The following is a 24,352-nucleotide window of genomic DNA, read 5'->3' on the forward strand; positions in this document are numbered from 1 at the left end:
GGTACGCCGCGTCACAGGAGGTCCGGTCCGGTCATTGACGCAATGCCGACGCTATAGGACTTCAGGGGGTGTTACCAAGCACGTCTGCGGGTGAATTTCATTCGTCTGACATTCGCGTGACCCCGTTCGATGAGGGCGGGATATGTGTCCCCCAAATGGCCGATACCGAGATGAAGGGCGCTGATGTCATGCTCGATAGTTCGCCCGCCTTAATTCGGCCCCTCGGCTGTCAGCGGCGACCGCGCACCGGCCATCATCAAACGGACTTGCGTGATCATCACGACGCTCGCCCTGGTCGCCGTCGTGGCTTTCAGCGCGTCGCCGCTGCACTACGGGCCCAGCGCGACATCATCCTCGAACTCCCAACCCACAGGGCTGATCGCCCTGAGCGGTCCGCGCAATACCCACTCAGGGATCCCGTTGCGCTCCGCTGGCGCCCTGTTCAGCGCGTTTCCTTTACGCCTGAGTTCCTACCCGCATCCCCGCCCACACCGGGATGCGAGTCTGAGTGGTCTTCTGGGGTCCGGTGCCAGCGATCCGAAAGCGTATTAGTGTCTGATATGGCGACGGACCCGAATCCGCCGCCGGTCGCAATCGTTGGATCCGCCTCCAAGGGGGGTCCCGGAGGGCGGCTCCACCTCGCCACGCCCCAGGAGGCACACAATGGTTACAAAGACTGTCGTCAGCGTCGTAGATGACATCGACGGGTCAGACAGCGCCGAGACGGTGACATTCACTTACCAAGGCGCCACCTACGAGATTGACCTTGCGCGCAAGAATCGTGATGCGCTCGACGCCGCGCTATCGCCGTTCATCGAGGCCGCCAGATCCACGAGCCGAGGAGGCGCTCCCCGCGCCAAGGCGCAGGTGGAGCAGGACCCCGCAGCGATTCGCGCATGGGCGGCGGATAACGGCATTGAGGTATCCGCCCGAGGTCGCATTCCGCGCAGCGTCCGGGACCAGTACAAGAACCGCTGAAAGGCGCCCGCTGCCGACCAGCTCTCGAGCCAATCGCCATCCCGCTGGCGGCGATCGGCGGAAAGAGATATCGCCCCCGCAGGGGGATCCGTTGTGAGACGGTCTCTGAGCGCCCCGCGACGTGCGGGTGTGCGCCCTATCGACGCGCGGGTTTGTCACGAGTAGTGTTCGGGCAGTACGACCAGGCGTTGTTGAAGATGCCACTGGCCACCTCCTCGCACCTTTTCATCGGCCCATCAGGCTCACCCAACGTTGCGAATGGCGAAGGACCTTCGCTGTGTCGAGGCTCTCGCGGCGACGCGCCTGGCAGCATCCGAGAGGACCTGCCGTGCCCATCAAGAACAGCTCCCCGGCCCCTCGACTGCGCAGCAGCCGCCTCCTGGGGATCGTCGCCCTGGGGACTGCCGTCGTTTTCGCCTCGAGCTCTTGCACGGCGGAGACGGACGACCCGGTGCCGCAGGAGAGTTTGAGCACCACCGGAATCGATTGGACCTCGTGCGGGACCGGTCTGGAGTGCGCGTCGGTGCCGGTGCCCCTCGATTGGTCCGATCCCGATGGCGAGCAGATCACCCTGGCCGTCATTCGGTATCCCGCGAGCAAGCCCGATGAGAAGATCGGGACGATGTTTCTCAATCCCGGCGGTCCTGGCCAAACCGGTGTCGGTTTCGTGCGAGACGCCGGCGATGACCTCGACCTCATGGGCAGCGGGCGCTTCGACCTGATCGGGTGGGATGCGCGCGGCACCCATGCCAGTTCGCCGATGCACTGCTTCGACAGCGACGCCGATGAGGCGGCGTTCTGGGAGGGTGTCACCATCCCCTCCTCAGATGCCGAGGCGGAAGCGTACGTCGACCGCATGCGCGATCTGGCGCAGCGATGCGGAGAGGTGATGGGACCTCTCTTATCCAACATCTCGACAGCCGACACGGCACGCGACATGGATCACATACGTGAGCTGCTGGGCGAAGACAAGATCACCTACATGGGCCTGTCGTACGGCACCCTGATCGGTCAGTTCTACGCGAACATGTTCCCCGAGCACGTGCGAGCCATGCTGCTGGACGGCGTGGTCGGCCCGGTGGATTACGTGAAGGCCGCCGAGGCGCGCGCGCTGCAGGGGAGCGCTTCCAGCGACGGCGTGTTCAACGAGTTCCTGAGGCTGTGCGACGAAGCCGGACCAGACCGGTGCGCGCTTGCCGGACACGGCGAGAGCGCCGCCGATCGGGTCGACGCTTTGTTCGACCGCGCCCGGCAGGGGCCGATCCCGGTGCCCGGATCCGACCCGCCGACGGAGGTCGTCTACAGCGACCTCCAGATCTCGTCGTTCTCGCCACTGCGGGATCCGACCCTGTGGACGAAGTACGCCGAGGACTTGGAGGCGGCCGTGGAAGGCGATCCATCCGCGATCGCCGAAGGAGCCGGCGAATGGCGCGGACCGAAGTCGTGGGCCGAGGCGACGAAGTCGTCAGCGATCTCGTGCCTGGACGGTCCCGCCGAACGCCCGATCGAGAATTGGCCGGAGGTCCTGGACGAGCTGAATGCGAACAGTCGGATGTCAGGGGCCATTCAGGGCTGGTGGCTGTGGGCGCCGTGCGCCGCGGACTGGCCGGCGTCGACCGAGGACCGCTACAGCGGACCGTGGGATGCCGAGACCGAGGTTCCGATTCTTCTCATCGGAACGCGCCACGACCCCAACACCGGGTATCAGAACGCCGTCAGCTCCGAGAAGCTCCTCGGCAACGCGGTACTGCTGACCCACGACGGGTACGGGCACCTGTCGTTCAACGACGCAAGCGCGTGCATCGAAGAAGCGCGCACCGCGTATCTCGTCGATCTGGAGGTGCCCGAGCCCGGAACGGTCTGCGAGGCCGACAAGAAGCCGTTCTTCTACGACTGAGTCACGGGCACCGGCTGCGCCCGGGCGCGCCGAGCATCTACCGCGTCATATTCAAGGAGAACTACCGTGACCATTTCGCTGCACCGCCGACGTGCCGCTCCGGCTGAGCTCAGGGTCACCAGCATGTTCGCTGTGCCGGTGACGCTGACGAGCGTAACGGTCCATGACCCCGGCGGCACGGAGCTCGGGCGGACCGCCGGCACCACCCTCGCGGCCGGCACCCAGACGCTTCTGACGAGGGAACCGACGACCGCAATCGAACCGTCCGCCTCGGTCTCCGTGGACATCGACCTGGCACTGGAGCCCGGCACCGCTCCGCAGAGCGTCACACACCGGATCGAGTACTCGGTCCCGATCCGCAGCTTCTGCTGATGATAGACATCGACGAGACTGTCGTCCACGGTCCTGAGGTCGCGATCGACGACAGTGCTCCGCTCGGCCGGCGCGTTGGCGGAGCCGCTGCGCGGCGCAGGAATTCTTACGGATTCTTTGACCTGTCCGGCTGTCGAGGATACGTCGGCTCCGCGTCGGGGCAACGGCTTTCGGCGGCATATCCTCCCTCGCGGTGCTCGGTCCGGTATTCCACGTCCGTCGCCTCCTTCTCGCTCCGCTGGCCGTTGATCCCTCGATTGCCGGAAGGCAAACAAAACGGTTGATCAGGGAAGGGCAGGGCAATGGTTGATCAGATCACGGTGTACACCACCGGCCCGTCATGTGCCCGGTGCACGCTCACCAAGAACGTGCTGACAAGCAAAGGCATCGAGTTCGTGGAGGTGAACATCCGGGACAACGAGGATGCGCGCAGCTACGTGGTCGATGAGCTGGGGTACTCCGAGGCACCTGTCGTGGTTGTCACCGACGAGGACCACTGGAGCGGGTTCCGCCCCGACCAGATCGACCGGATCACAAGTAACCGATAGAAGGAGAGCACCCATGTCCACACGCACCGCTACGGGAAACTTGGCCGCCGACCCCGAGGTTGTGCAGGCAGGCAGCATCCAGATCACCAAGCTCCGGGTGATTGAGAACACGGGGGAGTACCGGCAGGGCACGTGGCAGGCCCACCACACTCCGACGACCCACTTCGTTGAAGCCCGGTTCGAGCTGGGCGGAAACGCGGCCGCATCCCTGCGCAAGGGGGACGCGGTGATCGTCACCGGACGCGAGCACACCACCAGCTGGGGGACCGAGGGCAACACGCAGTACGGCCGTGTGATCGATGCGGACAGCATTGGTGCCGACCTGGCCCGTGCCACCGTCACCATCACCCGGAATACCCGGGTCGACCGGCAGTAGCCACCCTGAGGCGCGGCCGGGGCTGGGGGATGCCGTCCCGGCCGTGTCTGTGATCGCAGAGGAGGTGAGTGATGACTATCAGTGGGCTTGGGGTCGGTGTCGGCGATGTCGCGCATACTGTCGCCATGGAGACTGTGTTCGGGTCCGCGTCGCTTGCCTTGACGGTGGCGCTGGGGATCGTTGGCGTTGTCGCGATGCTCTGGGGCGCGGTCACAGCGGGGATGGGGAGTAGAGCGCGGAGGGAAGACGAGACGTACCGCGGTGTGCTGATCCTCGAGTGTGGTTTCCTCGCCCTTTTCGCAGCGACCAGCATGACGGCCATTACGGATCTGCTCAGTGGTGCGATTCCTGCCCTGGAAGGGTGGCTGGGTGGGGAGGGCTTCGCGCAAGTCATGGCGTACGCGACCCTCGTGCTCGCCGCGGTGCTGATTCTGACCGGGTTCGTTCTCGTCGTGCACCTCGTCGAGTGGGGCTTCACGAAGCTTCTCGTTCAGCCGGCGAGCAAGGCCGAAGACTAAGCCCGTCGGCCTTGGGGCACTTCTGGCACGCGTCACTTTGGGTCATGAGTACGGTCGGGGAGAGCAGTTGCCGCTATCGTGTGCGCAGACCCGCAGCCGCGTTGGTGCCGGTTCCCCCACGCTGAGCACTCGCACCGCGTAGCTGCAGCCGCGGGGCGGCTGGCGGGTCCGGTTCCTCCGAGATCCCTGAATCATCAGGGTCCCCAGCTCGGCGGAACCACCTGCCACCTCGGTCACTGCGGGCGATTCAGCGGCGCGGTGGCGTCGGCCCGTAATTGGCCGGTCGCGAACTTGGCGTCTGAGAGTCGTACTTTTTGGGCAGACCCCGCTGCCAGCTGGGCACTCCACCGCGTATGTACCGCAGGAGGGCGGCCTCGGTTCAGGTTCCCCCCGAGAGCCCTCAATCCCCATGAGGCACCCGTCGGGGGGAACTGCCCAGTCGCCCAACGCGACCGGATCATCCGCCTACCAAGCCGCGGCGTCGGCGGCTTCATGCTCGATCGAGCAGTAAGAGCAGATCCCGTGCCACACAGCTTGACGGGAGGGTAGCGTGCGTCCGCACTCCTCCCAGCGCACCGCGTCGGTTGCCCAGATTCGTCGGTCGATCCATCTCCGTAGACGGTGCACCATGATTGCCCCCAGATGCGCGGAGCAGCAGTGATCCGCCATAGGGACCGTACCATCCCTGTCCCCCATTTGGGGGACAGGGATGGCCATGCCGGCCCGTCGTTGTTCCCGCGGTGTACAGCTTCGTCGTGACGCGCAGCCCTGCGCGGAGCGAATGTCGGTGCCGCAGTGCTGGGGTTGATGCCAATCCAGATGATGGATGGCTACGAATCATCCCTGTCGCATCCAATGATCGGGAGTGTCCCGGTGGGCGATGACACGAGGGAGTGAATCGTGAAGAAGAACACCAAGCGGGTGCTCGGCATCAGCGCCGCAGCGCTTGTCGCCATGTCGCTCGGCACCGCGCCGGCGATGGCGCACGACGGGGGAACCGAGGGAAAGAACGTGGTGCTCACGGCCACCCTCACCGAGCTGAACGGCTCGGGCGCATCCGGTAAGGCAATCGCCGTCGTCCGCGGTGAGACGATCCGGGCCATCGGGATCCGCGCGAAAGGCCTGACGCCCAACGCGCCGCACGCGCAGCACATCCACTACGGCGAACAGGCACTCAACGAGTGCCCCACCCTGGCATTGGACAGCAACGGCGACGGACGACTGAACACCGTCGAGGGTGTTCCGGCGTACGGCCCCGTTGTGGTGTCACTGAACACCCGCGGCGACACCACGCCGGCCAGCTTCCTGGACGTCACCCGGTTCCCCGTGTCGAACAACGGCACATACAACTACTTCAGGCGAAACATCAACTTCACGGACGTGGCGGGGACCGGCTACCCGGGGGCAGGCGGTACCGGTACCGCGGCACAGATCGCTGAGGCCATCCGCGCCGGTGAGGGCGTAGTCGTCATCCACGGGAACGACTACGACGGCAACGGCACGTACAACCTCAGCGATCCCGAAGGTGCCAGCGAACTGGACCCCACCCTCCCTGCCGAGGCGACCGACCCGGTCGCCTGCGGACTCCTGCACTAACCGCCGGTTGTCTTGTCGGGGCTGAGATGCAGGCGTGGGGGCGTGTGGATTTCCCGGTGAACCCTAATGAGATGCTGACGCGAGGACGACGAGGGGCCGGTCATACCGGCCCCGCGTCGTCTCACCCTGGAGTTGCCTGGCGAGGCAGCGATGCGACGGCTGTGCGTCCTCGCGGTAGCGGGGATCAGCGTTGCGACTACGGAATCAATGCAACACAGTATCGGTGCACAGCTTCCCGGCAGCCGCGTGCCGTCGGGCCCACTCCTGATCGACCGTGCTGACTTTCGTGGTGCTCCTGAACCACTGACGCCTCGTGGACGGCGCGGGGCAGCGGCGTGCTGGTGGGCGCGTCGTCGGCGATCAGGAAGGGCAGCCGTACGGCCCGACGGCTGCATCCGTGGATGCTGGATTTCCATCGGCCCTCGTGCCGCAGACACGACGTGCACATCGGTCCATCTCAGACCACTCCCGGTGGGACACGGGGCCTCATCCTCCGTCCGCGGTTTCACGGATCGACTCGCCTTCTCGGATGGGACACCCAGCTGGCGGGTCACGGCGACCAGCCACGCGAACATCAGGCTGAACACGACGAACTCGAACGCCGCCAAGTTGATAACGCCGAAGCCGAACAAAACCCCCCAGAACACCAGCGAGGCACCGACACGACGCGTGGCGATGGCGACCCGCCGGTGCATGCCGCGCAGCATCCACCGGCTGGAGGCCAGCAGGGACGCGAAGGCGAGGACCGCACCGCTGGAGCCACGCTCGTGAATGAAGAGGTTCACATTGAGGGGTGCGAACCCGACCAGTGAGAGGTGGATACCGATCAATGCCACCAGGGCGGGCACCACGTGGGCGGCGCGCCGGCTGGTCAGCACGGCGGTGCCGGCGTGGCGTTGCATCTCGAGTCGAAGCCTCGCCGCGAACAGCACGAGCATCACACTGGCCGCCACGATGGTCGCGTTGAAGGAGTAGCCGGAGAAGCTCCGGAAGGTGCCCAGCCTGCTGAAGTGCAACTGCCACCAGTCCGGATCGGGGGTTGTGACGATGGACAGCAGAATCCCCACCACCAGAACACCGGCAGCGGCGGCGACGGCTTGAGTGGGACTCGTCCGTCGCAGGACCGCCGGGAGAGGGCTTGCCCGCCGGGGGATGTAGGGCGGCGCTACGGCGATTAGTGCCACGATGAGATCCTTCGCGAGAGTGGTTCATCATCGCTCTCACCCCGAAAGATCCCCAGGCTACGGCCGCCCACCCCCAGATGAAGAGCGCTGACCGGTCCGTGTTCCCCAAACAGCAGCGCACATCTCTGACCCGAATGTACCGTCTGATTCCCACCCGCAGAATCAGCCCTTGGCTAGGGGTCCTGAGCGCCATGCTCCTGCTGCGGGTAGTTGTCCGTGGAAGAGCTGCGCGATGTTGACGAGGACGAAGCCGCGGTCGGCGAGGCCGGCGTACACGGCCGCCGCGGTGCGTGCGGTGTTCGGTTGGGTGTCGTGCTGCAGCACGATCGACCCGGGTCGGGGCAGGTCAACGGCGCCACGGGTGAGCTCGTCGGCGGCGGTGCCCCGCCAATCGAGGGTGTCGACGTCCCAGAGGATGGCGACCATGCCCGCCTGGGTAAGCACGGCGGCCGTGTATTCGCCATACGGGGGGGAACACGGTCGGTGTGGTACCGGTGACGGCGCGTACAGCGGCGTTCGTGTCACGCTTAGAAGCGCGGGGCCCGGTCGCACACGGTAAAGGGGGCGTACGCTGTCAGGGCCCCGGCGGGATGCGGGCGGGAAAGGGACAGGTGCCGGATGAAGCACGTGACGTTCGGGGAGAAGTCACTTTTCGTGGGGGATGACGCGGCCGACACTCTCCTGGAGTACGCCCGGGTGCTGTCGGATACGGGTGCTGCTGACACCGTGACGTTGCGTGCGATCAGTCCGGACGGGAACACTGTCGACGCGTCGTTCCTACTCAACGCGAACACGGTCCTGTTGACCGAGTCCACCAATAGCGAGGTGACGCCGCCGGATAACACCGAGGCGGTGCGGGACATGCAGGACCGGATCGACGCGATCACGCGGCCGTCGGCCGCGATCGTGGACGGCGAATGGGACGGCTTGGACCCCGAGATCGCAGGATATCTCTAGGACAACTCACCGACGCCAGCCACTGGGCGCCGCCCACGCCGGGTGTCGGTCCCGGTGGCCAGTGGCGGGCGGGCTGGAACAGGCGCATACTGCGGATTACCGGCCGTTTCTTCGGGTGGCTCGCTCGGCATCGTCCGAGAGCCCATCGATGCAGCCCTCTCGAGAGGAACATCATGGGCAGGTTCACCTACGACGGACTCGTGCAGGTGGATTTCGAGGACCGCCTGCTCGCCCACCTGCAGATCGTGATCGGAGCGAAGATCCGCCGCGGCGAATCGTTCCACTTCACGTGAAAAGACGACCGGAGCATCGGCAACGGCCGAACCACGGTGTGGGTGCACCCGCGGGTCTCGATCGTCTACAAGTACTACGGCAGCAAACAACCCGTCATCAACAGGGCCTGGATCGACGTGCTGATGTTCACCGCGAACTCGCCGACCGGACTGTATGCGGTACCGGAACCGCTCGAGCATGAGACCCCGAAGGTGCCGGAGGTCGGGAGACGCGTTCATGAAGCGCATTGACCTGCACTACGGGAACCACCTGTACAGCGTCGGCGGTCGGGAACTGGCCGACATGCAGGCCGAAATCGAGTTGCTGATGGACAACGGCGGCTGGCTCGTCGTCAACGACGGCGAGGGCACCCGGCGGGACTCCTACTTGTGGATTTCACCCGGCGTACCGCTCTCGTTGATACCGATCCCCGACCCGCTGCCCTGAAGACCCCGGAGTGCGGGAATTCCGAGCGGAATCGATAACATCTATGAGTTCCGCGACGGACTCGTCATGCAGATCACCTCATATACGGTCGAGGTCTAGCCGACACCCGCCGACGGATGGACACTGCGTGGGAAGCGCACCTCATCGCGGCACGGCGGGCCGCGGGGCTGAAAGCGCAGCCCGAACGGGTGCTCATTCAGCCCGGCTTCAGCCGGAGCGCGGATCATGAAGTTGGCTGGCGGGTGTGCCAGGGGTGGAGCTCATCATGTGGAATCGTGGTCGGCAGTTGCTCGGGGTGGTGGCGTCGGTTGCGTGTGCCGGGATGCTCGGCGGCTGCACGGCCGATGTTTCGGGATCTCCGACGGCGAGCTCTTCGGCCACGGGCGGCAGCGCCGATCTGCCGGTGGGCGATGAACCGGTCCGGTTGGACCCGGCGGAGTTCACCACCGAGATCGACAACCCGTATTGGCCCATGAAGCCGGGTACCAGATGGACGTACCGGGAGGTTGACGCGACGGGGGACGTTCTCCGGGTCACCGTCGTTGTGACATCCGAGACGAAGGAGATCGCGAACGGTGTCACCGCCCGGGTGGTTCGCGACACGGTGTTCCGGGGTGAGGAGATCATCGAGGACACTTTCGATTGGTACGCGCAGGATGCGGCCGGGGCGATCTGGTACCTCGGCGAGGACACCGCAGAGTTCGAGAACGGCGAGATTGCCTCCCGGGAGGGGTCGTTCGAAGCGGGTGTGGACGGCGCGTTCGCTGGGATACTGGTGCCGGCTGATCCGCAGCCGGGGATGCAATATCGGCAGGAGTACTACGCCGGTCAGGCCGAGGACAACGGTGAGGTTCTGAGCACCCACGCGATGGCGGACGCCCCGGCGGGGCACTTCACGGACGTCCTGCTGACGTGGGACACGATCACTATCGAACCGAATGTCGCGGAGCTGAAGTTCTACGCTCCGGAAGTTGGACCCGTGCTCGTCCTCGGTGTCGCCGGCGGACCGCCCGCGCGTGAGGAGCTGATCGCGATTGACACCGTGCCCGATGGAACGGGGACGGGGCCACTCGGAACCCCGGACTGAGTGGCCGTCCGGTTGCGCACCTCTCGTCCTGCCCGTGGTGGGCGCTGCGGGTTTCGTTCGAGTGGATACTCGGTCTGATGCCCTCAAGGAGGAACCCTTGTGGTCAGAATCCGAGACCGGGCCGACCCGATCCGCAGCAGGATGGACGTCATGGACAGAAGCGCCTGAGTCATGGCCTCTGATGGTGGCTTCGACTGCTCGTGCTGTGGTCGCCGGCTTGCGCGGCACCGGCTCCACGCGCTCCGTGGGGGCGCCTTCATCTGCCGGCGATGCGGACTGTGGGTGGCGCTGCGACCGCGGCGCGACCGGCATCCTCATCCCCCCTTCGAATAGCGGGTGACATCGCATGCCGCCACATCGCGTCGTTGACTTCGTTTCCCAGCACGGGCGTCGTCCATCTGACTGCCGGGCAGGCTGGGCGAGTACGCCCCCGGCGTCCATGCCATCCTTAGCCGATGTACCGGTTGCACTCTCCGGCCGAGCCTCTCCGGCCGTACATCGAGAACTACTGGTTCGTCTCGCATGCGCCCGGTGAGGACGTCGACCTGCGGGTGGACGTGTTCGTAGACGTCCGCGCGGACTTGATCTTCAACTTCGAGGCCCCGTATCGCCGCGAGATCATCGGCGGCGGGGATCGGAGCACTCCCGGTCCAACCTGGATGCGCAGCGCCTGGTGCCGATCCGGATCCGGCAGCACGGCGCGGTCCATATCGTCGGCGTCCGGTTCCATCTCGGCGGGCTTGCACCATTCACCCGGGGCCCTGTCGCCCCCTGGAACGGGCTGACGCCGTCCCCCGAAATGGTGTTCGGCGAAAAGACCCGCGAGCTCGAGTCCGCTCTTCGCGCGGAGCCCGGTTTGCAGGCGAGCGCGCGGCTGCTGGATGGGTTCTTACTCGGGGAGCTCCGGTTGGACGAAGCGCAGGCGACGTTCGAGCGTGCACTTTCCGCGCTCGTCGCCGACGACGGTCGGGTATCGGTGAGCGAGATCGCGGAGGCCGCTACGTCCTCGCCGCGGCAGATCGAACGGCTGTTCGCCCGCGGCCTCGGGTTCCCTCCCAAGACCGTCGGCCGGGTATTGCGGTTCCAGCACGCGCTGCGCCAGCTGATGACCGATCCCGGGATCCCGCTCGCAGAGGTCGCGGCAGACGCAGGGTATTTCGATCAGGCGCACTTCGTCCGGGATTTCCGGCTCTTCAGCGGCGGAGTCCCACGCGGGTATCGCGGCTATTACCCGCCGCAGGTCCCGGCTGATTTCGCACCGAACGTCGTCGTGTTCGTACAAGACGCCGGCGCTCCCGGGCTCTGAGACTGGTCGGATCCGAGTACTCGAAGGGAGACTCATGACCGAGCACTGGTCGGGCACAGGCACACCCGAGGATCCGTGGCACCTGAAGACCCCGCCGCTGTCCTCCGAGTACACGATCCATCGGGACGACTCGGCGAATCCGGCGCTGCTGGTCTGCCAGGTCGGCGGTGCAAGGCTCACCTATCTTGCGCGAGCGATCGAGGACCTGCACGCGATGCTCGTGGAGCATGGCGACTGGATGCCGCTCGGCGCTGCCGACGAGCAGAAGGATGCCGTTCCGGGCACGGTGGAAGCGTGGGGGCGTTCGCCGGATAACCCGGTCGGCGGCTGGTATGGCCGGAAGAAGGGGCTCCGCGGCCGGTTCGCGATGTACCTGCCGCCGCTGCTCGAAGCGTTGGGCATGGTGGAGCTCGAACACAACGCCCGCAACAATCGAGTCCGGGCAGCCGAAGCTCCCCGATGATTGCGACGCGGTAACAATCGACCTTTGGCGGCCGTCGAAGTGTCCGCCGACGGACACTCTGCCAACGGACCGGCGCTCCGAGGTCGCTGAGAAGCAGGGGACGGGCGCGGTGCGTGGCGGATAACGCCTTGTTGCCGAATCCGCTCGCGGAAATGCCCCGTGGGGTGTGCGCCGAGACGTTCCCGCGCCCGTCGCGTAGCTCAAGCGAGAGCGCGGCGCTACCCCGTGGCCGGTATCGGCGGCGCGGGCTTAGACAGGGGGATGAAATCGATCATCTATGCCCATACCGAGCTGTTGACCGGCGATGCGATCGCGGTCGCCGTGCTGCACTACAGCGCGGCGCTGGCCGATAACGGTCTGGCGGAGACGATCGAGATCCCGGTCGTCGAGCCGGACGGATCACGGACCACCGCCCTGATGCTCGTCGGCCCAGCCAGCCAGATCGTCGCCAAGGGCGTGCACACCGGTCTCGACGAACTCGTCGACGACGAGGTGGTCGCCGAACTAGCGAGGCGGACACGGATGCTACGGCCGGAGGGCATGGCGGACCTCGGCGATCCCGACGACTTGGAATGGCAGAGCAGGTCGTAACCCGAGGAGTGGTATGGACCCATCCGGTGAAGACCTACCCCGGGTGTTCGCGCGGCTGGCGGACGTCCTGGATCCTCGTCATGACGTGATCGACACGATGGATCTACTGGTGCACGCGGCCCTGCGCTTCACCGCCGCGGTGGAGGCGGGCATCCTGTTGGCCGATGATGCCGGGGTGCTGCATGTGGTCGGCTCCACCAGCGAGCGAGCCAGTGATGTGGAAGAGACCGAGCTGGGTGCCGAGCAGGGTCCGTGTCTGGACAGCTACCGATCGGGGCAGAGCGTGGAGACCCCCGATATCAGTGCCGCCGCCGACCGCTGGCCGATCTTCGTGCAGGTCGCGGAGCAACGCGGGTTCCGGTCCGGGTACGCCGTGCCATTGACGTTACGCGGACAGCATCTCGGCGCTCTGAACCTCTTCTTCGACCGCGTGCACGCACTCACCGATCGTGACGCGGCGGTCGCGCAAGCACTCGCCGAGTTCGCCACAATCGGCATCGTCCAGCGTCGCGCTTTGCAGCACCACGCGGACCGTGCAGCACAACTGCAGCACACCCTGACCAGCAGGATGCTGATCGAACAAGCCAAGGGTGCCCTGGCATTCCAACGGAGCGTGTCCATCGACGAAGCGTTCGACCTGTTGCGCGCGCACGCCCGGGGCACCGGCGCCCGGATCCGCGATGTCGCCGACCGGGTCGTGAACCACCACCTGCTGATCTGACAGGCCCCCGCCGTCCTAGGCGGTCGGGTCCTCCGGAGGGACGACAGCGATCGGAACTCCTCCGCGCAGCCCAGATAGGGGTCCCGCTTCTCGCCCACTCCCTCGTTGACGATAAGCCACCCGCCGCTGCGCCTCAGAGCCGCCATCTCCGCCTGCGCCTCCGTCAATGCCCGACCGCCTTGCACGGCGTCATACTGGGGAGACCGACTGTTTCTCGGGTCCCCTTTCCCAGACCCTGACTGAGAACCCTTGACGCAGTCCCCGAGGAGAACGCCATGGGCCAGTTCATCTACGACGGGCTGGTGAAGGTCGACTTCGATGACCGTCTCCTTGCCCACCTGCAACTGGTGATCGGAGCGAAGATACGCCGCGGCGAATCCTTCCACCTCTCCTGGAAAGACGACGCCAGTATCGGAGACGGTCGGACCACCGTCTGGATCCACCCCCGGGTCTCGGTCGTGTACCAGTTCTACGGCAGCAAACGCCCCGAGATTAACAAGGCGTGGATCGACGCGCTGATGCACACCGCCAACTCACCTAGCGGCTTGTACGCCGTCCCCGAGCCGACCGACTACGCATCCGCTCACTTGCCCGCAGCGTCAGGCAGCGCGCCTCACGGGCACTGACCCCAAACTACTCCGGTCCAGCTGCACAGCGGGGGACTGTCTGAATAACGGTGTGTGGGGTCCGGCCTGATCCGAAAGGAGATGGCCGTGGTTGACACGACCGAGATGTTGGATGACGCGATCATTGATCCCGTGACGGGAGAGATCATCGATCAAAAGGACCTCGCGGAGCGGTTGCTCGCTCAGGCGAAGGAACAGGGCGTGAGTTTGGTTGGCCCGGGAGGGCTGCTGAACCAGCTCACGAAGAATGTCCTTGAGACCGCGCTGGAAGCGGAGCTGACCGAGCACCTCGGCCACGAACACGGCGGAACGCCGATGTCTGCGAATATGCGCAACGGGACACGGGTGAAGACGGTGCTGACCGAGATCGGCCCCGTTCAGATCGAGGTCCCGAGGGATCGAGACGGATCGTTCGAGCCGGTGATCGTCCCTAAGCGGAAACGTCGACTGGATGGGATCGACCAGATCGTGCTCTCCCTCTCGGCCCGCGGGTTGACGACGGGTGAGATCGTGGCTCATTTCGACGAGGTCTATGGGGCGAAGGTGTCGAAGGACACCATCTCCCGGATCACGGAGAAGGTCGCCGGGGAGCTGGCGGAATGGTCTTCGCGGCCGCTGGATGCAATCTATCCGGTGATCTTCGTCGACGCGATCGTGGTGAAGGTTCGTGACGGGCAGGTCCGCAACACCCCGTTCTACGTCGTGATGGGCGTCACGACGAACGGTGAGCGGGAGATCCTGGGGATCTGGGCCGGTGACGGCGCCGAGGGCGCGCGGTTCTGGCTGCAGGTGTTCAGCGAGTTGAAGAACCGTGGCATCGAGGATGTCCTGATCGCTGTCTGCGACGGGCTCAAAGGCCTCCGGAGGCGATCACGACCACCTGGGAGCGCACCGTCGTCCAGCAGTGCATCGTGCATCTGATCCGCAACTCGTTCCGCTTTGCGGGCCGGCAGCATCGCGACGCGATCGTGAAAGCGCTTCGACCCGTCTATACGGCACCGTCCGAGAAGGCCGCGAAGGACAGGTTCGAGGAGTTCGCCGCGGAGTGGGGTGGCCGCTACCCGGCGATCGTAAAGCTCTGGGAGAACGCGTGGGCCGAGTTCGTGCCCTTCCTCGAATACGACGTCGAGATCCGCCGGGTGATCTGCACCACGAACGCGATCGAGTCGATCAACGCCCGCTACCGCAGAGCGGTCCGCGCCCGCGGACACTTCCCCAACGAGCAAGCCGCGCTCAAGTGCCTCTACCTCGTCACCCGATCCCTTGACCCCAACGGCGGCGGCAGGGCACGCTGGGTGATCAGGTGGAAGCCCGCCCTGAACGCGTTCGCGATCACCTTCGCGGGCCGGTTCGAGAGAACCATTCATTGAAAACCGCCGGACCCCACACACCGTTTATCGGACAGATCCCACAGCGGCGGCGGGACTGTTTACCGGACAGTCCGATCCGTGCAGCAGTCCCGAATCCCGGTGACTGCACCTTCATTGGTCCGCGAATTGGTGGCTTTGTCTGTGTTTTCGCTGTAGAACTAGCTTTAGGTGCTCGTCACTGGTCAGTTCGCCGGCGGATTTCGTCGGCCAGGCTGGTGAGTGAACGGACCGGGCGGTCCGCTGAGTGACGGTGATGTACAGCGATGTTCTGCCACGTCAAGGGGAGCCTTGTGACGTTCCAGCCCGAATCAAGTGCCGCTATCCATTCGACTCCCTCCTCGCAGGAGGGTTGGCTCTTTCCCGGTCCGGAGCGCGTTCGGGTGCTGCTGTGCGAGGACCACGAAATCTACCGCATCGGACTCCGAGTGCTGATCGAGCGCGAACCCGACCTGGTCGTGGTGGCCGAGGTCGGAGACGTCGCTTCGGCGTGCGCACTGGCCGACCGGGTGCAACCGCACGTCGTCGTGATCCGCCAGGGCTTGCTGCAGCACGGTGAAACGGAGTCCGTGGGTGCGTTGTGCCGTCCCGATCGGGCGGTCCTGATCCTGGCCGAGACCGAGTCCGAGCACGATTTGGCAGAGGCGTTGCGAGCCGGGGCGAAGGGTTATCTTTCTCGGCGGGTCGCCGCGCCGCGGCTGGTCGACGGGATCCGCGCCCTGTCCAAGGACGGGCTGGCCCTCGACCCCACCTTCGCCCGACACCTCCTGCAGTTCCTGACCGCCGCCCCACCGGCCCGGCGGAGACCCCCACGCAGCTCAGCGCCCTTACCCCACTGACCGAACGGCAACGGGCGGTGGCCCTGCTTGTCGCCGAGGGAATGACCAACGGCGAGATCGCCGCCCGGCTCTTCGTCAGTGATGCGACGGTCAAGAGCCACCTCACCACGGTCTTGCGGCGCCTTGGCCTGCGGAGCCGCACCCAGCTGGCCATCCTCGTCAACAACACCGCTCGGCAGTCCTGAGTCCTCGCTTTCCGACCGGCAACGTGCCGGATCGACGGATCCGACAAATGCGGTACCAGCACTATCCGCTTCCGAACCATGACACCGGTGCACGCCTGTGCGCTGGCGGTTCATTCGCTGGATGGCGAGGGGGTACCCGGCAAGCTGAAACGGATGTATGCTCCCGGTGATTTTGGGAGCGGCCCGAACAGTTTTATTGTGTCGTGCTGACTTCTCGCGGGCACTGCCCGGCACACCCGGCCGGTCGGGCCGACGACGGGAGTTCGCGTGTGCCAAATCTTCGTGCTGAGCCGTCCACGACACCGGCTCCGGGTGCTGATCTGCGACAACGATGAGGTCTACCGGATCGGCCTTTGCGCAGTCCTGAAGTCGTTCCCGCAAATCGTGGTTGTCGGGGAGACCGCCGAACCTGCACAAGCCCTCGAGCTGTCCGAGTTGTTTGCGCCACACCTGGCCCTGGTGAGTTCCGACCTCGGTGAGACCGCGCTGCTCCTGATCGAAGCGCTGAACCGAGAAGGTGTTCCCATCATCATGCTGGCCCCCCAATCGACATGCGAGACCGATCGTATGAAGCACCCGGCTGACGCTTACAGATACCTTGCCCGCGAGGCGGGCGCAGTCAAAGTCCTGGACTGCGTCCAAGCGGCCATGCCAGCGTAAAGCCGACCAGTACCCGCTGGTCCTCCGCCAGGGACGGCGCTGTTTCTGGCGTGCAACACGACCCCGGTCCTGCTCGCATCGGATAGCCGGTGTGAAAAGCTCACCCACTTGTCGGTATCTGGGGGACTGCTGCACGATAGGGTGACAGTGGGTTTGTCACGCAGCCAGTGCGGCTGGCGTGTTCATGATGGTCTCGAACTCGATCGGGGTCAAACGGCCGAGGCGGAGTTGGCGTCGAAGGCGGTGGTACGTTCTCTCGATCCAGGTCACGATCACGATGCGGCGCTGCTCGCGGGTGGCCAGGTGCGGCGGTTGAGGACGTCCTTCCGGAGCAGTGCGAGAAGCTCTCCCTCGCGGCGTTGCCGCCGGCGGCGCCGATCCTGCCCCATCGATCCGACCATGCGGTGCCTAGATCCGATAACGTTGGATAACTGCCGCAAGCTATCCAGCCCTATCCGGAGGTGTCGTGTCACAGGCCAGCCCATACACTCCGGGGGAGGTTGCGCATGCGGTTGTCGGCAGGGGCGCGCAGCTCGGCGATTTTGCGGAGCGCGCACAGTTCATCTCTCGCCTGGGTAGGCTCTCGGCGCGCATCCGTGTCGACCACGCCTCCCGCGGGATCGGAAAGACTTCGCTCTTGCGGGAGGGCGAGCGGATCATGCAAGCGGCCGGCATCCGCACCCTGTGGGTCACCGCGAATCCGGATGAGAGCCTAGCGCGCGCCATCCTCGCGAAGCTTCCGGATGTTGCAGGGACCGAGCCGTCGAAGCTCAAGATTCTGACCGGGCTCATTGACAGTGCGAAGCTGTCGCTGGGTGTGCCGGGGGTTGTAACCGCGGAGGTCGGTGTGGCTCGACACGGTTCAGCGGCGGTGCCGGCGTCCGCCGCTGAGGCTTTCAAAGCCGCCCTGGTCACCGCTACCGATGCGATCGTAGACGACGGGGGGACGGGACTGGTGATCTTCGTCGATGAGATTCAATCGGCCGATCGTGAAAGCCTGCGCGTGATCGCTTACTCGTGGCAGGAACTCAGCAGCGAGAGACCGGGCACCCCCGCGGGGATCTTCGGTGCGGGGCTGCCGAACAGTCCGGAGACGATCGCCGCGGCGGTCACGTTCAGTGAACGATTCGACTACCGACCGCTGCCGGCGTTGAGCGACGATGACGTCGCTCTCGCGCTGGTGGCTCCCGCACAGGACGCGGGCGTGCGGTGGGATCCAGCGGCGCTGCGGCTCGCTGTGCAAAGCGCAGGAGGCTACCCCCACAAGGTGCAGGTCATCGGCCACGAGTGCTGGAGGGCGGCCGGCTGGCCGGACCCCGGCGCGATGATCACCGAGGAAACGGTGAAAGCAGCGCTCGTAGACGTCGAGCGGCAGATGACCGAGCTTTTCCGTGCCCGCTGGAACAGTGTGACCCGGGCGGAACGGGAGGTGCTGCACGCCATGGCCGCCCTCGGCGGTCACGATGTCAAGCGCGAGGATCTCGCCGCGGCCCTCGGGAAATCCACGGTCGCGATCAGTGGCTCTCGCGCGCGGCTGCTGCGGAAGGGCATCATCGAGTCCTCCCGCTTCGGCTACCTCTCCTTCTCCGTGCCGGGATTCACCGAGTACATCCTCGAATCGGAGCCCGGCTAGCGTTCAACGTTCAGTCACAGATCTTTGGGGAACCCGGTTCTGCGTCGGCGACGACACGCGGTTGCGCCAATCCTTGGCGGACGACAGGATCAATGACAATCGGACGCTGGTGGCAGCCGCTTACAACGAACTAGTGCGCGCTGATTCTGCCCAAACGCTCGACAGGATCAATGTCGTCCACGACAGATCTGATGGCAGCGGACAGGCATCGATGATGTGGCGCAACGTGCCATAAATCTTGTCTTCGTGCCATAGATCCTGTGATCCTCGCCATAAATCTTGTCGGCGGCTTCGTATGCGTTTCCTGGGTTCGGTGGGAGGGGTCGGCCGGCCGGTGATCCGGCCGCCGGGGCGCGGCTCCCGGGTGAGCGGGTCAGACGACGGTGAGGAAGCCGAGCACTGCAGCGACGATGGAGAGCACTGCGAGGATGAGCGGCGGGAGGAAGGACTCTTTGCGTCGGATGTGCACGACGATGGCACCGAGCATCAGGGCGGCGAGAGCGATCGCGGCGATCGGGCTGAGTACCGGTGCGATCCCCAGCAGGGGCGGGAGAATCAGTCCAATGGCGCCGAGCACCTCTGCGGCGCCGATCAGTTTGACATGTCCGGGAGAGAAATCCGCGCAACGGGACGCGGGTGAAGACGGTGCTGACAGAGATCGGCCCGGTCCAGATCGAAGTCCCGCGGGATCGAGACGGGTCGTTCGAGCCGGTGATCGTCCCCAAGCGTAAACGCCGACTGGACGGCATCGATCAGATCGTTCTCTCCCTTTCCGCTCGAGGTTTGACGACGGGTGAGATCGCTGCGCATTTCGACGAGGTCTCTGGGGCGAAGGTCTCCAAGGACACCATCTCTCGCATCACCGAGAAGGTGGCCGGGGAGCTGTTGGAGTGGTCTTCGCGACCGTTGGACGCGATCTACCCGGTGATCTTCGTCGACGCGATCGTCGTCAAGGTCAGGGATGGGCAGGTCCGCAACACCCCGTTCTATGTCGTAATGGGCGTCACCACGGGCGGGGAACGAGAGATCCTGGGGATCTGGCCGGGGACGGAGGTGAGGGTGCCCGGTTCGGGCTGCAGGTATTCACTGAACTGAAGAACCGTGGCGTCGAAGACGTGTTTATCGCCGTCTGCGACGGACTGACAGGGCTTCCCGAGGCGATCAACACCATCTGGGAGCAGACGGTCGTGCAGCAGTGCATCGTGCACCCGATCCGCAACAGCTTGCGCTACGCCGGCCGGCAGCACCGGGACGCGTTCGTGAAGTCTCTCAAGCCGGCCTATACGGCCCCGAGCGAACAGGCCGGAATAGACCGGTTCGAGGAGTTCGCCAGCCAGTGGGGCGAACGGTATCCGCCGATCGTCCAACTCTGGAAGAGCAGCTGGGCAGAGTTCGTGCCCTTCCTTGCATACGACGTCGAGATCGGCCGGGTGATCTGCACGACGAATGCGATCGAGTCGATCAACGCCCGCTACCGCAGAGCGGTCCGCGCCCGGGGCACTTCCCCAACGAGCAAGCCGCGTTGAAGTGTCTCTACCTCGTGACGCGGTCGCTTGACCCCTCCGGCGGCGGGAGGGCACGCTGGGTGATGAGGTGGAAGCCTGCACTCAACGCGTTCGCGATCACCTTCGCAGGGCGGTTCGAGAGAACCACCTACTGATGAAAACCGCCGGACCCCACACACCGTTTATCGGAAAGACCCCGAATCCGGAGAGACCGCTTGGGGTAAATGGTGTACTGGCACGCCACAAAACGTCTCAAGACGGCTTCAGCGACCTGCTTGTATGCCGACCCGACGACAACGGGCTGGTAGGTGAAGGTGAGCGTCAGGGATTGGTGCTCGCGACTTTCGCGGTTGCCCACTCGGGAAGATCCGGGGGTCCGGTCTGATAGGCGACGAGGAGAGTGATGGCCGTGATTGTGTCGTGAGTAGTGTCGATCCGGAACTGATAGGAACCGGCGACCATCCAGGTGTCCTCGCCGAGGTGGTGATAGCCGCGTACGCTGCAGCGGACATCGTCCGGGTCGTCGGTGGCGATAGGGCCGAGGAAGTGTTGCGTGGCGTCGAACCCGGGTAGGAGGGATTTCCACTGGTTGATGAGATCAGCGGCTGTGCTTCGGGCGGCGGGTTCTCCGCTCAGCGAGGAGTAGTCAACATCCAGCTCGGGCGCTAGGAATTGGTTGATTGTGGTCCAGTCTCGGGCGTCGACAGCGAGGAAGAACCGGGCGAGCAGGTCGGTTATCTTCATCGTCGGGCGCCGATTGTCGTGGCGACGTGGTCGTCGATGGCCTGCACCGCGAAGTCGACTTGGGCGGGCTGGTCGTAGAAGTCGATTTGTGCGCCGTCGGTCCACTCGAGGCGGGATGGTCCGTTTAGGCGGGACGCGACGGTCTTGATGTTGTCGGGGAAGACGGCGTCGTCGCTGTGCACGAAGAGGGAGGGGGTGTCGATGGCGTAGGCGGCGGCCAGGCCGTCGAAGGTGAGCCAGTGCGACCAGGTGATCTCGGTCATCTCGTTCACCCAAGTCGGGACAGCGCCCCGTTGCGGGTTGGCGTAGTAGTCCATTTCGATGAACATCCCCGCCCGGTCGTCACCTTCTGCGTACGCCGGAACCGTGGGCGTCTGTCCGGTCTCAAGGTATGTCCGGGTCGCTCGCGTGGCACGGTCGAGCCGGTCGGCGACGCCTTCAGCCCCGCCGTAGAAGGTGGCGATAGCGATCGGGTCGTGAAACCACCCGGCAACGGACGCGAACGACGCAACCGGTAGGTTGCCGGTGGCGAGAGCGTGCACCGCGTACTGGGCGCTGGCGCAGATGGAGACCAGCCCGACGCCATCGCTGCCCCCGTGGATGGAGTGCGCGAACCGGGTGACAGCGGTCAGGTCGGCGATTTTGCGGAGCGGGATCTCGGTTTGGCGGAGGGCACCGCCGCTGGCGCCGAACCCCGCGAAGTCGAATGTCAACGCGGTGTACCCGCGCTCCGCGAGTCGCTGCGCGTACAGGTCCGGCATCTGCTCCTTCACCGTCAGCCAGGACCCCGTCACCACCACGACCCGCGGCGCCGTGCCGGTGCCGGCCGGGGGTGAGAACATCCGGGCCGCCAGGGGTACGTCACCGCTCATGATGATCAACTCGCGCACCTCAACCGGCATCGCACACCGTCCCTTCGATTGCTGGGCTACCAGTGTCAGGGCGCAGGGGTTATTTCGACAGGCCGGATCTTGCGGTGTTCAGCGCGGAGCTCGGACGGTCGGACCCCGTGCTCAAGGACGAAGGCTCGGCGGAAGTGTCCGATGTGGCGGTAGCCGACCATCCCGGCGGCTTCTTCGACGCTGGCCGCGGTTCGCTCAAGGATGATGCGTGCCCGCATCATCCGCCGCGCCGTGACGAACGCGTGCGGCGCCATACCGGTCGCCGCCCGAAAAGTGCGGGCGAAGTGGTACGGGCTCAGCTGCGTGACCGACGCCAGCAGGGGGATGTCCAACGGGTCGCTCAGGTGAGCGTCGATGTACTGGCTGACCTGATCCACTCGAGCAGCGCTGAGCCGTCCAGGGGCGAGGAATGCCCGTGGGTCGGCGCCGCCGTACCGGATCAGCAGCTGCCGGATGATCGCATGGGCCAGTTCGCTGGATGCCACATCGGACAGGTACGCGTTGGCGAGATGGACTTGCCGAAGCCGTGACGCCACGGCCAGAACAACCCCATCCCTCTCGCCGATCACCGTCCGCGGACTCACCCCGGCCAACCCGTGCTGGACCGCGACGTTGTGCACGAGCTGCGGGTCGGGGTAGATCTCAACAGCATCCGTGGGTTCGGCCACGCGAAACCAGCTGACCGGTTCCTCAGCCGTGATCGTCGCGGCGCCCGGCGCGATATCGTTACGCCGGGTGCGCCCGGAGGCGCGATAGGCCACGTCGCGATGTCCGGTGAACACCACCCCAATCTGGCCGGGCTTGGTCACCGCGACACCGTCGTGCGGGGCCAGCCGCGAATACTCACTCCGCAGACCCGGCCAGCCCAACACATGCTCCACGTCCTGACCCCTCACACTCACACTCACACTCCCTATCCGGTAGCTGAAACAGCGGGAACTTGGAGCATAAGGCTCCCGGTTCGACTCTGCGCGGTCGCCCGGGACCGGGCCCGTCTCACCGAGCCGCGTCCTGGCCGCAACGCTCGAATCCCACATGTTCGCTGGGGCGCGCGCGGCGGCCCGCTCACACAACGGGTTCTATCCGTCGGGTTGGTCGTAGACGTAGAAGATGTTTCCGCCGGGACCGGTCAGGCCCGCGACCGCTCCGCCAGGAATTGCATAGGGCGGGATGGTGATGTCGATGTCGGGATGTTCGGCGATCCACGCCGGCAGGCTGTCGACGAGATACATCGGTCCGGCCGGCTGATCGGTGGTGGAAAGCATGACCTGCGCCGTCCTGCCGGGCAGCCAGAACGCCACCGTCTCCGCGCCGTCGCGCCACGCCTCTTCCCAACCCAGTTTGTCGCGATAGAAACGCACCGCCTCCGCTAGGTCGGTGATGGGCTGATAAATGAACACCAGCTTCACGACAACTCCTCCCGACTCGCTTCTCGTTCGACCCGCTACCGACGGTCAATGCACCAGTCCAGGACCTGTGGCCACTGCCCGAAGCCGGACGCGGGATTGATGTGGGCGGCCGACGGCACGACTTGCAGGTTGATGTCGTCGTCGACCTGGTACGCGGATGTGATTCCCTCTGGGCAGTACGGGTCGTTGTCACTGGCGAAGACCGTCCAGGCCTGGCTGGCTGGACTGGCCAATCGCGTCTGCCCCTCGACGAACGGCGACACCTCCGTGTCCGTCAGCTTGCGGGGGGAGGGAGGGGACACGAGAGCGACTCGGCTGACACCGATGCAGGGCAGTCCGGCGTTGACGTAGGTGACCCACAGCGCGCACGCCAAGCTATGACACACCACCGTCACATCATGACTCCGCAGCATGCTCAGTTGCCTCTGGAGCGTTTCCATCCATTCCCCTACGTTGGGGTGATCGGGATTCGGCAGCGTGGGGTACGTGACTACTGCTCCGGCCCCGAGCAGCTCGTACGCCAGCCAATGCTGCCAATGCTCTGGCTCGCGACGATTTTCCCATCCATGCAAGATTAGGAACGCCGGCGGGCGGTGAATCCTCGCCGCTGCCTGTGCGGTGTTCTGCGTCATAGCACGTCGAGTTTCCGCTCGAGGATGGCCACGTCCAGCCACTCGCCGGACTTGGTCCCCACCTGGTGCACGAGTCCCGCGGTCTGGATCGCCGCGGGTACCGACATGTCAGCGAATACTAAGCAACCAACCGGGTTGCGACGTAGGTTTCGCACGAGCATTTGTGCCACGAGCCGCGGGCGAAGAGGTCGGTGTGGCAGCGGCCGAGATGTTCGGTGCTGTCGTGGCCGCAGCTGGAGCATTCGGGAAGGGTCTGCGTGGTCATGGCGTCGGTCTCCGAGTGTGTAGGGAGGGGAGGGGCGGCGCTGCCGGGGAACAGTAATCTTACCGGAGGACTCTGACGACGATGTCAACCGGTGGTCGGGGAAAGTTGGCCAGCACGACTTCGCGACATTCTTCGCGGTGCACCTGCAGGGACCAGGGATTCTGGCTGACCGTCGGTGTGGTCGGTAAAGTCGAGAGGCGGTTCCCCCGGGAACGGGCTCCGGCTGGGGATTGTGCGTTCCCGGGGGAACCTGAACCCGTTGCCGACCCGC

General features: G+C 65.4%; 29 protein-coding genes and 3 pseudogenes. 23 read left to right on the plus strand and 9 right to left on the minus strand.

The annotated features are described in order from the left end of the window. Positions 1-663: 663 nt before the first annotated feature. From ACPW96_RS22125 to ACPW96_RS22155, 7 genes are all read left to right on the plus strand, one after another. Positions 664-978 carry a histone-like nucleoid-structuring protein Lsr2 gene (locus ACPW96_RS22125; protein WP_425885818.1) on the plus strand — a complete coding sequence of 105 codons (315 nt, stop codon included), beginning with the start codon at positions 664-666 and terminating at the stop codon, positions 976-978. Between the two features lie 328 nt (positions 979-1,306). Then, entirely contained in the window at positions 1,307-2,875 is a 1,569-nt protein-coding gene (locus ACPW96_RS22130; RefSeq protein WP_425885819.1) for an alpha/beta hydrolase, read from the plus strand. A gap of 66 nt (positions 2,876-2,941) precedes the next feature. Continuing rightward, the gene (locus ACPW96_RS22135; RefSeq protein WP_425885820.1) at positions 2,942-3,247 is read left to right on the plus strand and encodes a hypothetical protein; all 306 of its coding nucleotides are present in this window, start codon (positions 2,942-2,944) and stop codon (positions 3,245-3,247) included. Between the two features lie 302 nt (positions 3,248-3,549). Continuing rightward, a complete protein-coding gene (locus tag ACPW96_RS22140) occupies positions 3,550-3,795 on the plus strand; it encodes a glutaredoxin domain-containing protein (protein ID WP_425885821.1) in 246 nt (81 codons plus the stop codon). A 13-nt stretch (positions 3,796-3,808) separates the two neighbouring features. After that, the gene (locus ACPW96_RS22145) at positions 3,809-4,171 is read left to right on the plus strand and encodes a single-stranded DNA-binding protein (RefSeq protein WP_425885822.1); all 363 of its coding nucleotides are present in this window, start codon (positions 3,809-3,811) and stop codon (positions 4,169-4,171) included. Between the two features lie 125 nt (positions 4,172-4,296). Next, the gene (locus ACPW96_RS22150; protein WP_425885823.1) at positions 4,297-4,689 is read left to right on the plus strand and encodes a hypothetical protein; all 393 of its coding nucleotides are present in this window, start codon (positions 4,297-4,299) and stop codon (positions 4,687-4,689) included. A 900-nt stretch (positions 4,690-5,589) separates the two neighbouring features. Then, entirely contained in the window at positions 5,590-6,285 is a 696-nt protein-coding gene (locus tag ACPW96_RS22155; RefSeq protein ID WP_425885824.1) for a hypothetical protein, read from the plus strand. On the opposite strand, the gene ACPW96_RS22160 is transcribed toward ACPW96_RS22155, so the two are convergent. Both ACPW96_RS22160 and ACPW96_RS22165 read right to left on the minus strand, forming a co-directional pair. Next, positions 6,282-7,469: a DUF998 domain-containing protein gene (locus ACPW96_RS22160; protein WP_425885825.1), complete on the minus strand. Its 1,188-nt coding sequence runs from the start codon at positions 7,467-7,469 to the stop codon at positions 6,282-6,284. The two genes, ACPW96_RS22155 and ACPW96_RS22160, sit on opposite strands and share 4 nt — an antisense overlap. 162 nt (positions 7,470-7,631) lie before the next feature. After that, positions 7,632-7,913 (minus strand): hypothetical protein, encoded by a 282-nt coding sequence (locus ACPW96_RS22165; RefSeq protein ID WP_425885826.1) that lies wholly within the window; start codon positions 7,911-7,913, stop codon positions 7,632-7,634. Between the two features lie 174 nt (positions 7,914-8,087). Here ACPW96_RS22165 and ACPW96_RS22170 point away from each other — a divergent pair, with 174 nt between their 5' ends. The 14 genes and pseudogenes from ACPW96_RS22170 (at position 8,088) to ACPW96_RS22235 (ending at position 16,991) form a co-directional block, all read left to right on the plus strand. Further along, on the plus strand, positions 8,088-8,426 hold the full coding sequence (locus ACPW96_RS22170; protein ID WP_425885827.1) for a hypothetical protein: 339 nt from the start codon (positions 8,088-8,090) through the stop codon (positions 8,424-8,426). A gap of 335 nt (positions 8,427-8,761) precedes the next feature. Continuing rightward, complete coding sequence (locus ACPW96_RS22175) at positions 8,762-8,950, plus strand: hypothetical protein (RefSeq protein ID WP_425885828.1); 189 nt, start codon at positions 8,762-8,764, stop codon at positions 8,948-8,950. Beyond that, positions 8,937-9,146, plus strand: a complete 210-nt coding sequence (locus tag ACPW96_RS22180; RefSeq protein ID WP_425885829.1) for a hypothetical protein — start codon at positions 8,937-8,939, stop codon at positions 9,144-9,146. Before ACPW96_RS22175 ends, ACPW96_RS22180 begins: the two co-directional genes overlap by 14 nt. Before the next feature lie 403 nt (positions 9,147-9,549). Next, positions 9,550-10,233, plus strand: coding sequence for a hypothetical protein (locus ACPW96_RS22185; protein WP_425885830.1), 684 nt, complete (start codon positions 9,550-9,552; stop codon positions 10,231-10,233). 455 nt (positions 10,234-10,688) lie between these two features. After that, positions 10,689-11,018 (plus strand): hypothetical protein, encoded by a 330-nt coding sequence (locus tag ACPW96_RS22190; protein ID WP_425885831.1) that lies wholly within the window; start codon positions 10,689-10,691, stop codon positions 11,016-11,018. A gap of 14 nt (positions 11,019-11,032) precedes the next feature. Further along, positions 11,033-11,539, plus strand: a complete 507-nt coding sequence (locus ACPW96_RS22195) for a helix-turn-helix domain-containing protein (protein ID WP_425885832.1) — start codon at positions 11,033-11,035, stop codon at positions 11,537-11,539. Between the two features lie 34 nt (positions 11,540-11,573). Continuing rightward, positions 11,574-12,002, plus strand: coding sequence for a DUF6855 family protein (locus ACPW96_RS22200; RefSeq protein ID WP_425885833.1), 429 nt, complete (start codon positions 11,574-11,576; stop codon positions 12,000-12,002). A gap of 225 nt (positions 12,003-12,227) precedes the next feature. Continuing rightward, positions 12,228-12,593, plus strand: coding sequence for a hypothetical protein (locus ACPW96_RS22205; protein ID WP_425885834.1), 366 nt, complete (start codon positions 12,228-12,230; stop codon positions 12,591-12,593). 85 nt (positions 12,594-12,678) lie between these two features. Continuing rightward, positions 12,679-13,314 carry a GAF domain-containing protein gene (locus ACPW96_RS22210; RefSeq protein ID WP_425885835.1) on the plus strand — a complete coding sequence of 212 codons (636 nt, stop codon included), beginning with the start codon at positions 12,679-12,681 and terminating at the stop codon, positions 13,312-13,314. 275 nt (positions 13,315-13,589) lie between these two features. Next, positions 13,590-13,940: a hypothetical protein gene (locus tag ACPW96_RS22215; protein ID WP_425885836.1), complete on the plus strand. Its 351-nt coding sequence runs from the start codon at positions 13,590-13,592 to the stop codon at positions 13,938-13,940. Positions 13,941-14,045: 105 nt separating this feature from the next. Then, positions 14,046-15,310, plus strand: a pseudogene (locus tag ACPW96_RS22220) (IS256 family transposase). A 263-nt stretch (positions 15,311-15,573) separates the two neighbouring features. Beyond that, entirely contained in the window at positions 15,574-16,146 is a 573-nt protein-coding gene (locus tag ACPW96_RS22225) for a response regulator (protein WP_425885837.1), read from the plus strand. A 17-nt stretch (positions 16,147-16,163) separates the two neighbouring features. Beyond that, the gene (locus ACPW96_RS22230) at positions 16,164-16,331 is read left to right on the plus strand and encodes a helix-turn-helix domain-containing protein (RefSeq protein WP_425885838.1); all 168 of its coding nucleotides are present in this window, start codon (positions 16,164-16,166) and stop codon (positions 16,329-16,331) included. A gap of 312 nt (positions 16,332-16,643) precedes the next feature. Continuing rightward, positions 16,644-16,991, plus strand: a complete 348-nt coding sequence (locus ACPW96_RS22235) for a hypothetical protein (RefSeq protein ID WP_425885839.1) — start codon at positions 16,644-16,646, stop codon at positions 16,989-16,991. Positions 16,992-17,147: 156 nt separating this feature from the next. Here ACPW96_RS22235 and ACPW96_RS22240 read toward each other — a convergent pair. Continuing rightward, positions 17,148-17,376, minus strand: a pseudogene (locus tag ACPW96_RS22240) (IS3 family transposase); the annotation flags it as partial. 252 nt (positions 17,377-17,628) lie between these two features. Between ACPW96_RS22240 and ACPW96_RS22245 the strand changes: the two are divergent. Continuing rightward, complete coding sequence (locus ACPW96_RS22245) at positions 17,629-18,624, plus strand: hypothetical protein (protein WP_425885840.1); 996 nt, start codon at positions 17,629-17,631, stop codon at positions 18,622-18,624. Between the two features lie 373 nt (positions 18,625-18,997). On the opposite strand, the gene ACPW96_RS22250 is transcribed toward ACPW96_RS22245, so the two are convergent. Further along, positions 18,998-19,201: a DoxX family protein gene (locus ACPW96_RS22250; RefSeq protein WP_425885841.1), complete on the minus strand. Its 204-nt coding sequence runs from the start codon at positions 19,199-19,201 to the stop codon at positions 18,998-19,000. A gap of 38 nt (positions 19,202-19,239) precedes the next feature. Here ACPW96_RS22250 and ACPW96_RS22255 point away from each other — a divergent pair. Then, positions 19,240-20,284 (plus strand): annotated as a pseudogene (locus tag ACPW96_RS22255) (IS256 family transposase); the annotation flags it as partial. Positions 20,285-20,450: 166 nt separating this feature from the next. Here the strand turns inward: ACPW96_RS22255 and ACPW96_RS22260 are convergent. From ACPW96_RS22260 to ACPW96_RS22280, 5 genes are all read right to left on the minus strand, one after another. Then, positions 20,451-20,873, minus strand: a complete 423-nt coding sequence (locus ACPW96_RS22260) for a nuclear transport factor 2 family protein (protein ID WP_425885842.1) — start codon at positions 20,871-20,873, stop codon at positions 20,451-20,453. Next, on the minus strand, positions 20,870-21,775 hold the full coding sequence (locus ACPW96_RS22265) for an alpha/beta hydrolase (protein WP_425885843.1): 906 nt from the start codon (positions 21,773-21,775) through the stop codon (positions 20,870-20,872). The genes ACPW96_RS22260 and ACPW96_RS22265 overlap by 4 nt, the downstream gene beginning before the upstream one ends. Before the next feature lie 35 nt (positions 21,776-21,810). Beyond that, positions 21,811-22,656 (minus strand): helix-turn-helix domain-containing protein, encoded by an 846-nt coding sequence (locus ACPW96_RS22270; RefSeq protein WP_425885844.1) that lies wholly within the window; start codon positions 22,654-22,656, stop codon positions 21,811-21,813. Positions 22,657-22,854: 198 nt separating this feature from the next. After that, positions 22,855-23,184, minus strand: a complete 330-nt coding sequence (locus tag ACPW96_RS22275; protein ID WP_425885845.1) for a VOC family protein — start codon at positions 23,182-23,184, stop codon at positions 22,855-22,857. Between the two features lie 35 nt (positions 23,185-23,219). Further along, positions 23,220-23,816, minus strand: a complete 597-nt coding sequence (locus tag ACPW96_RS22280; protein ID WP_425885846.1) for an RBBP9/YdeN family alpha/beta hydrolase — start codon at positions 23,814-23,816, stop codon at positions 23,220-23,222. Between the last annotated feature and the right edge of the window lie 536 nt (positions 23,817-24,352).

Source organism: Micromonospora sp. DT81.3, assembly GCF_049847225.1.
GTDB lineage: Bacteria > Actinomycetota > Actinomycetes > Actinomycetales > Microbacteriaceae > Microbacterium.

Excerpts from the sequence above, each read along its gene's own strand:
- ACPW96_RS22140 (WP_425885821.1), top strand. The coding sequence starts at position 3,550 with ATGGTTGATCAGATCACGGTGTACACCACCGGCCCGTCATGTGCCCGG.
- ACPW96_RS22260 (WP_425885842.1), bottom strand. The coding sequence starts at position 20,873 with ATGAAGATAACCGACCTGCTCGCCCGGTTCTTCCTCGCTGTCGACGCC.
- ACPW96_RS22200 (WP_425885833.1), top strand. The coding sequence starts at position 11,574 with ATGACCGAGCACTGGTCGGGCACAGGCACACCCGAGGATCCGTGGCAC.
- ACPW96_RS22150 (WP_425885823.1), top strand. The coding sequence starts at position 4,297 with ATGGAGACTGTGTTCGGGTCCGCGTCGCTTGCCTTGACGGTGGCGCTG.
- ACPW96_RS22280 (WP_425885846.1), bottom strand. The coding sequence starts at position 23,816 with ATGACGCAGAACACCGCACAGGCAGCGGCGAGGATTCACCGCCCGCCG.
- ACPW96_RS22195 (WP_425885832.1), top strand. The coding sequence starts at position 11,033 with ATGGTGTTCGGCGAAAAGACCCGCGAGCTCGAGTCCGCTCTTCGCGCG.
- ACPW96_RS22170 (WP_425885827.1), top strand. The coding sequence starts at position 8,088 with ATGAAGCACGTGACGTTCGGGGAGAAGTCACTTTTCGTGGGGGATGAC.
- ACPW96_RS22180 (WP_425885829.1), top strand. The coding sequence starts at position 8,937 with ATGAAGCGCATTGACCTGCACTACGGGAACCACCTGTACAGCGTCGGC.
- ACPW96_RS22225 (WP_425885837.1), top strand. The coding sequence starts at position 15,574 with ATGTTCTGCCACGTCAAGGGGAGCCTTGTGACGTTCCAGCCCGAATCA.
- ACPW96_RS22265 (WP_425885843.1), bottom strand. The coding sequence starts at position 21,775 with ATGCCGGTTGAGGTGCGCGAGTTGATCATCATGAGCGGTGACGTACCC.
- ACPW96_RS22190 (WP_425885831.1), top strand. The coding sequence starts at position 10,689 with ATGTACCGGTTGCACTCTCCGGCCGAGCCTCTCCGGCCGTACATCGAG.
- ACPW96_RS22125 (WP_425885818.1), top strand. The coding sequence starts at position 664 with ATGGTTACAAAGACTGTCGTCAGCGTCGTAGATGACATCGACGGGTCA.
- ACPW96_RS22215 (WP_425885836.1), top strand. The coding sequence starts at position 13,590 with ATGGGCCAGTTCATCTACGACGGGCTGGTGAAGGTCGACTTCGATGAC.
- ACPW96_RS22145 (WP_425885822.1), top strand. The coding sequence starts at position 3,809 with ATGTCCACACGCACCGCTACGGGAAACTTGGCCGCCGACCCCGAGGTT.